Source organism: Kitasatospora sp. NPDC094028 (genome assembly GCF_049543595.1).
Lineage (GTDB): Bacteria > Actinomycetota > Actinomycetes > Streptomycetales > Streptomycetaceae > Kitasatospora.
The window spans coordinates 1-1,145 of sequence record NZ_JBMVFA010000116.1 but is presented as its reverse complement, the minus strand read 5'-3'; the positions used below and the strand labels follow the sequence as shown (position 1 = coordinate 1,145).

General features: G+C 70.3%; 1 protein-coding gene. It reads left to right on the top strand.

Translation table 11 applies throughout. The annotated features are described in order from the left end of the window. Positions 1–1,145, top strand: a 1,145-nt coding sequence (locus ACPC54_RS42195; RefSeq protein ID WP_498973066.1) for a DEAD/DEAH box helicase, incomplete at both ends; no start/stop codon positions are given.

The following is a 1,145-nucleotide window of genomic DNA, read 5'->3' as shown; positions in this document are numbered from 1 at the left end:
ACTTCGGCCTCGACCCCTTCCAGATCGCGGCCTGCCAGGCACTCGAAGCCGGCAAGGGCGTGCTGGTCGCCGCCCCCACCGGTTCGGGCAAGACGATCGTGGGCGAGTTCGCCGTGCACCTCGCCCTGCTCCAGGGCAAGAAGTGCTTCTACACGACACCCATCAAGGCGCTGTCGAACCAGAAGTACGCCGACCTGTGCCGCCGCTACGGCGCGGACAAGGTCGGCCTGCTCACCGGCGACAACAGCGTGAACTCCGACGCCCCGATCGTCGTCATGACGACCGAGGTGCTGCGGAACATGCTGTACGCGGGCTCCCAGACCCTGCTGGGCCTCGGCCATGTGGTCATGGACGAGGTGCACTACCTCTCCGACCGCTTCCGCGGCGCCGTCTGGGAGGAGGTGATCATCCACCTGCCGCCCTCCGTGACCCTGGTCTCGCTGTCGGCGACCGTGTCGAACGCGGAGGAGTTCGGCGACTGGCTGGACACCGTCCGCGGCGACACCGAGGTGATCGTCTCCGAGCACCGGCCCGTGCCGCTGTTCCAGCATGTGCTGGCCGGGCGGCGGATGTACGACCTGTTCGAGGAGGGGGAGGGCCACAAGAAGGCCGTCAACCCCGACCTGGCGCGCCTCGCGCGGATGGAGGCGACCCGGCCGTCGTACCAGGACCGCCGCCGGGGGCGCTCCATGCGGGAGGCCGACCGGGAGCGGGAGCGCAGGCAGCGTTCGCGGGCGTGGACGCCGGGCAGGCCCGAGGTCATCGAGCGCCTGGACGCCGAGGGCCTGCTGCCCGCCATCACCTTCATCTTCAGCCGCGCCGGCTGCGAGGCCGCCGTACAGCAGTGCCTGTACGCGGGGCTGCGGCTGAACGACGAGGAGGCGCGGGAGCGGGTCCGGGCCCTGGTCGAGGAGCGCACCGCGCACATCGCCTCGGAGGATCTGCACGTCCTCGGGTACTACGAGTGGCTGGAGGGCCTGGAGCGGGGCATCGCCGCCCATCACGCGGGCATGCTGCCGACCTTCAAGGAGGTCGTGGAGGAGCTGTTCGTGCGCGGCCTGGTCAAGGCCGTGTTCGCGACCGAGACCCTCGCGCTCGGCATCAACATGCCCGCCCGCTCGGTGGTGCTGGAGAAGCTCGTCAAG